This is a genomic window from Alkalibacillus haloalkaliphilus C5 (assembly GCF_000269905.1).
GTDB classification, from domain to species: Bacteria; Bacillota; Bacilli; order Bacillales; family Alkalibacillaceae; genus Alkalibacillus; species Alkalibacillus haloalkaliphilus_A.
The window spans coordinates 1-6,323 of sequence record NZ_AKIF01000161.1 but is presented as its reverse complement, the minus strand read 5'-3'; the positions used below and the strand labels follow the sequence as shown (position 1 = coordinate 6,323).

At 37.3% G+C, this 6,323-nt stretch carries 8 protein-coding genes and 1 other RNA gene; all 9 read right to left on the bottom strand.

From position 1 onward, the window contains the following. Positions 1–419: 419 nt before the first annotated feature. Positions 420–1,256 (bottom strand): sulfurtransferase, encoded by an 837-nt coding sequence (locus A194_RS0113865; protein WP_017187414.1) that lies wholly within the window; start codon positions 1,254–1,256, stop codon positions 420–422. Between the two features lie 20 nt (positions 1,257–1,276). Further along, entirely contained in the window at positions 1,277–1,792 is a 516-nt protein-coding gene (locus A194_RS0113860) for an isoprenylcysteine carboxyl methyltransferase family protein (RefSeq protein ID WP_017187413.1), read from the bottom strand. After that, positions 1,793–2,848 carry a type III polyketide synthase gene (locus A194_RS0113855; protein ID WP_017187412.1) on the bottom strand — a complete coding sequence of 352 codons (1,056 nt, stop codon included), beginning with the start codon at positions 2,846–2,848 and terminating at the stop codon, positions 1,793–1,795. Between the two features lie 117 nt (positions 2,849–2,965). Continuing rightward, complete coding sequence (locus A194_RS0113850; protein WP_017187411.1) at positions 2,966–4,102, bottom strand: THUMP domain-containing class I SAM-dependent RNA methyltransferase; 1,137 nt, start codon at positions 4,100–4,102, stop codon at positions 2,966–2,968. 88 nt (positions 4,103–4,190) lie between these two features. Then, an RNA gene (gene rnpB / locus A194_RS19895) (RNase P RNA component class B) lies at positions 4,191–4,578 on the bottom strand. Positions 4,579–4,654: 76 nt separating this feature from the next. Continuing rightward, positions 4,655–4,957 (bottom strand): cell division regulator GpsB, encoded by a 303-nt coding sequence (gene gpsB / locus A194_RS0113840; protein WP_017187409.1) that lies wholly within the window; start codon positions 4,955–4,957, stop codon positions 4,655–4,657. 19 nt (positions 4,958–4,976) lie between these two features. Beyond that, a complete protein-coding gene (locus A194_RS0113835) occupies positions 4,977–5,537 on the bottom strand; it encodes an SLOG family protein (RefSeq protein WP_017187408.1) in 561 nt (186 codons plus the stop codon). Between the two features lie 81 nt (positions 5,538–5,618). After that, positions 5,619–6,026 carry a cytidine deaminase gene (locus A194_RS0113830; RefSeq protein ID WP_017187407.1) on the bottom strand — a complete coding sequence of 136 codons (408 nt, stop codon included), beginning with the start codon at positions 6,024–6,026 and terminating at the stop codon, positions 5,619–5,621. 55 nt (positions 6,027–6,081) lie between these two features. Beyond that, the coding region (locus A194_RS0113825; RefSeq protein ID WP_017187406.1) for a DUF1798 family protein at positions 6,082–6,323 on the bottom strand (242 nt) is incomplete at its 5' end.

Here is a 6,323-nt window from a genome sequence, read left to right as displayed (position 1 = left end):
GCTTCGGAGCATTGCTTGTAGACGCAGGTGCATCACTCGGCCCAAAAAGCGGGGCCTGTGGGGTCTCGAGACTCGTGCTGTTCCCGTGACGACCCGGACGGTCTAATGTCGGCGTTGGTCACAGGACGTGACCGCTTTTAGCCGACCTGGAGTCGCCACCTTCGCTCCTCACCTGAAACCAACTCAGTGCTTTAACAAAAAAACTAACTCCATGAGGTTAAACACAACCGCTTATTTAATCGACCTACAATAGTTTGTTTTCATGAATGTGGTTATTAATGCCACAAATCACCTTGCCCGAAGTGCTTTGATGATTGCGCCGAGGGTTATTACTTCATCTGTATAAACATGTACAAGGACACATGTCATAAATAAAGAGTGCCCCAAACAGGCACACCAACCTTTGACTTTGAACCACTTTATTCCTCTTCAAAAGTCATGACTTCATTTTCTTCATTTGTAATCCAGTCACTAAAACTACCTACATATAACTTTACGTGATCATAACCTGCTTCCCATAATGCAATCACATTCGGAGCAGCTGTAACGCCAGACCCACAATAAACGATAATTTCTTCGTACATCTCTAGGGAACGAAAGTAAGTTTTTAATTCATCTTCATGTTTAAACAACCCATCTTCTTTAAACAAATTCATCCAATCAAAATTTTTAGCAGAAGGAATGTGACCTGCTTTAAAATCAATAGGTTCTACCTTTCCAATAAATCGTTCATAATTTCTCGAGTCAATTAATGCTATTTGATCATCTTCTATATGACGCCTCACATAATCTTGAGTTGCAATAAAGTTTTCATTAAATCGCCAATTTTGTCCGCTTGTTACCGCAGGTTTTTCTATTTGTTCAGTACTAAAAGGGTACTCCATATTTCGCCAAGCTTTAATTCCTCCATTTAATATATATACCTGCTGATGACCAATCGCTTTCATCATCCACGCAAATCGACAGGCAAAAGCATGGTTATCATCATATGCGATTAATACCGTTTCATCATCGATTCCTTTCGACTTAAGTGTATGTACAAAAGAGTCTAAATCCGGTAGCGGATGCCTTCCCCCTGTTTTCTCTACTGGACCGCTTAAATCTTGCTCTAAATGAAAATAAATAGCACCTGGTAAGTGAAACGCTTCGTAATTTTGAAAGCCAAGTTGATCATCCTGTAAGTCAAATCGACAGTCAACAAAAGTACCACCTAATTCTTCATACATCGTTTTAGCTTCTTGAGCCGAAACAAGCATAATCCCCCACCCTTTTTAACTTATTTTACTTGAGTATATTTCCTTAAAGCTTCATTTTCTAACGGTATACGTTTTGTCATTAACAACACATGCGCAAGCGGAAAAATGGCAGCGGTTATATAAGCACCAAATAACAACGGAATGGTTAACAGTTCGAAAAATACAACCCAATAATTAGGGTGTTTAACATACCTATATAATCCTTTTTTAACTAATCGTCCTCCGTTTGGATTAATAATCACTTTAGTATTCCAATAACGTCCTAAAGATAAAATAACCCAAAATCTTAAAACTTGCAAAATTATAAAAACAACGAACAAACTAAAGGATAAAGAATGATTAAATTGGTGTGACACATAGCTTTCAATGATTAAGCTGATAATAAAAAACACATGAACAGTTACAATTAACGGATAGTAGCGATCTTTTACAACAACCGCTCCACGATCTATTTGAAAACGTGCATTCGACTTAGCAATTGCTAGCTCCAACAATCTTAAGCTAATTAAATATATTAACAATAGTATGTAGAACATTTAAATAACCTCCATTAAAACAACTTCAGAAGCAAACCCTGGCCCTAATGCCGACAATAAGGCATACCCTTTTTCTAAATCTTTCTGTTCCATCACTTCTTGTAAAACAAACAGCACTGTTGGAGATGACATATTTCCATACTGTTTCAAGACATTTCTGGAAGGTTTGAGTAGATTCGGATTAGGAGTTAACCGTTCAATTTCTTCTATAATTTTTCTACCACCTGGGTGTGCCACAATATGTTTTACTTCTTCTAATGAAAGGTTGTGGGTCTTCAATAAACGGTCTACATGTGGTTTCCAGAACGGTTCAATTAACTTCGGGATCGTTACATCAAAAATGACATGAAACCCATCATCTTTCACATCCCACCCCATGACGTTCATCGAATGATGCTTCACTTTAGAATCCGTTGCCTTAACGATCATTTTTCTAGTTAAATTATTTACTTTTGGGTGTTTTTCACCAAGGAGTAACGTAGCCGCTGCCCCATCGCTAAAAATGGCTGCCCCTACGATGTCTTTGGGTTTTAAATTTTGAGGGTGAAACGCTACTGAAGCTAATTCACACGAAATAAGTAATACAGCTTGTTCTGGATTCCCTTTTAAATAATCAAATGCTCTTGATAAACCAATGGCACCTCCAGCACAACCTAGCCCGAAAAGTGGCATGCGTTTTATGTAAGGAGAAAAGTTTAATTCGTTTAAAAGATGAACTTCCATCGATGGTGTTAATATACCTGTACTCGTAACAGAAACGACAGCGTCAACATCATTCAGTTCGAAGTCATCACCTAAACAACGCCAAACAGCTTCTTTAGCTAGTTTAACCCCTTCTTCAAGCCACAACTTATGACGTTTTTCTAACCCATGATTCGTTTTAAACCAATCCTCACCTGTAGCGAAATACCTTTCTTCAATTGCTGCTTCATCAAATACTGATAAGTACTTCTTCAAAGAATTAGTTTGTGTTAGTCCACTAACGACATCTTTGGCAAATGTCTGAGTAAATTTATGCTGAGGAACTGATGTACCAACTGAGGCAATAACCGCCATGGAAGTTTCATCCTTTTTTTATTTAAGTTACCCCTTCCACCTTAGAACTAAACGTATAGTTTTATTCAACCAATCAAAAAAAGCCTCGGTTTTATGCCGAGGCTTCGAGATCCATCATTATTTTTTCTTTCCGAAAAACTGATAGTAGTCAGTTTTAATAAACCCATTAAATAACTTCCTCTTCTTAGAAGCTGTTGTACCATAATGTTGTTCGAAATTTTCATGGGAAGTCATCACATAGACGCTCCATTTTGGATAGTCCTTCATAATGCCACCAAGTGCTTTATATATAGACTCAACTTCTGGTCGATCTTTTAACCTTTCACCATAAGGTGGGTTTCCAACTAAATAGCCGACGTCTGTTTGTGGTTTGAAGTCTTTTACATTCATTTGCTTCCATTTGACTAAATCAGCAAGGCCAGCTTCTAACGAATTATTTTGCGCCATTTCTATAGCTCTGTGATCAACGTCAAAACCTTGAATGTCTAATGGTCGATCATAATTCGCCAAGTCTTCAGCTTCTTCAAGTGCTTCATCCCATATATTCGGAGGTAAAAATTCCCACTCTTCAGCTGCAAACTCTCGGTTAAAACCTGGTGCAATATTTTGACCAATTAAAGCAGCCTCAATCGCGATCGTCCCTGAGCCTGTGAAAGGGTCGACAAACGGTTGATCAGGTGTCCAATTCGTAAGTTTAACTAATGAAGCGGCTAACGTCTGTTTAAGCGGGGCTTCACCTTGCTCTATACGATAACCTCGCTTATGAAGTCCTGCACCTGTTGTGTCAATCGTTAACGTTACTTTATCTTTTAAAATAGCTACTTCAACTTTGTAACGAACACCAGACTCTTCAAGGTTCGTATAAATTTTATACTGATCTTGTAGTCGTGATACGATTGCTTTCTTTACGATTGACTGACAATCTGGCACTGAATATAATGTTGATTTATGTGACTTACCAACAACATGGATAAAAGCATCTTCAGGTAGCCAGTCTTCCCAAGGTAATGCTTTTGTTTGTTCGAATAATTCGTCGAAGCTATAAGCGTTAAACTCTCCAATCAGCAATTTAACGCGGTCAGCTGTTCTAAGCCATAAATTACTTCGCGCAATTCCTTTATAATCTGCTTTATATGTAATTTTACCGTTTTCACTTTTAACATCTGTATAACCAAGGTCCATAACTTCACTTTTCACTAAAGTCTCTAAACCCATGGCAGCTGTTGCAATTAGTGTTACATCATTTGTTGTCACTATAAGACAGTCCTTTCAAACCAATAGTAAGCTTTATTATGTACAATTATTTATAAAATAAGGCATAGGTAAAAGTGACCCATAAATGTCTTGTAAGCCATGTTCTGTCCTATTGTACTGCAAACGGCGGTCAACCTCGTACTCCAGGCGTAATCATCTATCTACAAGTGAAAGATCACTTGTCTTTTTGCTAGGTTGAATTCCCTGCAAAAAGTGCCCCTACCATAATTTGGGTTGCTCACTCGTGGGGTTTACCGCGTTCCACCTTAATTGTTTCCAATTAAGTTCGTCACTGTGGCACTTTAAAGGTAATCTGACCATACCTTGAAAGCTATAGGTCATTTTCCTGCCGTTAGCTACCTCATTGTAGCTACCTTGACTTATTGTTTTGTCAAGCACGAACACTACGAGCATCTCAGCTCGTGTGAGCATGGACTTTCCTCTCAAATGAGTCATTTGAGCGATTACATAGACATTTATGAACTCTTACCTATGCCCGAATAAAACATTATAGCACAGTAGAACATTGTTTGCTAGTGCAATAATTGGCAATTACTCAGTGCGCTTTCTACCGAAAACAGCTTTTTCTAAATTAGATAACCTTTGAAGTACATCAGCATTAACTTGTGAACGACTTTGGTTGTTTTGATATGTAGAATTAGTGTTAGACCCTGTTGCATTCTTCAGCCTTTCTAATTCTTCATTTAAACGTACAACCTCTTTTTCAAAGTAATCATAGTCTTGAATGACAACATCTAAAAATTCGTCAACCTCATCTTGATTATAACCTCTCATCGAAGTTTTAAACTCTTTGTCCAAAATTTCTTGGTTCGTTAATTGTGCTTTCTTCATCATGAACATCCCCCTCAATCTTTTATTCTAACTGGCCGGATTCTTGTAGGTCCCGTGCCACATCTTCTAATTCAAAAGAATTAATAACAGTGATTTCATAATCATGCTGTTCTTCATATTGTGTCACTAAACGATGGAAAAACTTAGGTGAACCACCATACTCCTCTTCAAATAAGATCATGCACCCATCTGTCTTTTCGATCAACCAACGATCACGCGTTTGATACTGCTTAGGGCTTTCATATTCATTTTCACTTAAAGGTTTAGAGAAGTCAGCTTGTGAGATCATTTGTTGATATTTTCTCTGTTTTTCTTCATTCCATACTTTATCTTGATTAACAAAAGGTGGTATTACAGCTATTTTAACATGATAATCAGGTTTCAGCGATTGAATCACGTCAAATGCCCACATTTCAACACCAGGTTGTCCAGAAATAACTACCCATTCTAACCCTTCTTCAAGATGTGGAACAAGTCTTCTTTTAATCGCTTCTTTAATAACTGTAATTTTAGTATCTTGTTCATTAAATATATTCAATTCGTGTGGTTTATAACCGGTAATTGTTAAAGATTTCTTCTCCATATTATATAGTATATCAAAAAAAGAGCTAGTTTTGACTAGCTCTTTTAAAATCTTACTAAATTGTATTCAATTCATTTCAAACTATTCGCTTCCCGACTCTAAATCATCAGGTGTAAATGAAAATGGTAACAACTCCTGAACTGTTGTTTCTTTCACTTCCATGCCTTTACTTGTAATATAAACTTTCATATTAGGATCGAAAAATTCGCTCATAACTTGTCTACAAGAACCACAAGGCGGCACGGGGCGTTCTGTGTTCGCTATAACCGCTAGGGCTTCGAATTCTCTTTCGCCTTCTGAAACAGCCTTGAAGATCGCGACACGTTCAGCACAACAAGTCACAGGGTATGCCGCATTTTCAATATTACACCCTAGATACACTTTACCATCTTTCGTCAATAGTGCTGCGCCGACTGGAAATTTAGAGTAAGGTACAAATGCTTTGTCTAACATCTCTTTTGCCGACTGTACTAACTGACTTTGCTCCATCTAATAATTCTCCCTTAACCTAATTTTAGTACTCATTATTATACATAAGTTATATTTATTTTTCATCATTTATGACGAGATCTAAGTTATACATAACTGACTGGTATAGTTCCATAAACCTCTTTTTCCTGACATCATGAAAATAGCTATGCAAAATCATAATCTCGAGGTTATCTTTTGTATTTTTAATTTGATTTGGGAAAATTGCGATTTTATGAACGATGGCTTGAGCTTCCTCTTCCCATTTCTCTATCTTTTCAAAGAGAGGCAAAGTTTCAGCTTTTACTTGATTAAAAT

Bases quoted from the DNA above. Each gene is read 5' to 3' on its own strand.
- A194_RS0113865 (WP_017187414.1), bottom strand. From the start codon at position 1,256: ATGCTTGTTTCGGCTCAAGAAGCTAAAACGATGTATGAAGAATTAGGT.
- A194_RS0113860 (WP_017187413.1), bottom strand. From the start codon at position 1,792: ATGTTCTACATACTATTGTTAATATATTTAATTAGCTTAAGATTGTTG.
- A194_RS0113855 (WP_017187412.1), bottom strand. From the start codon at position 2,848: ATGGCGGTTATTGCCTCAGTTGGTACATCAGTTCCTCAGCATAAATTT.
- gpsB (WP_017187409.1), bottom strand. From the start codon at position 4,957: ATGATGAAGAAAGCACAATTAACGAACCAAGAAATTTTGGACAAAGAG.
- A194_RS0113835 (WP_017187408.1), bottom strand. From the start codon at position 5,537: ATGGAGAAGAAATCTTTAACAATTACCGGTTATAAACCACACGAATTG.
- A194_RS0113830 (WP_017187407.1), bottom strand. From the start codon at position 6,026: ATGGAGCAAAGTCAGTTAGTACAGTCGGCAAAAGAGATGTTAGACAAA.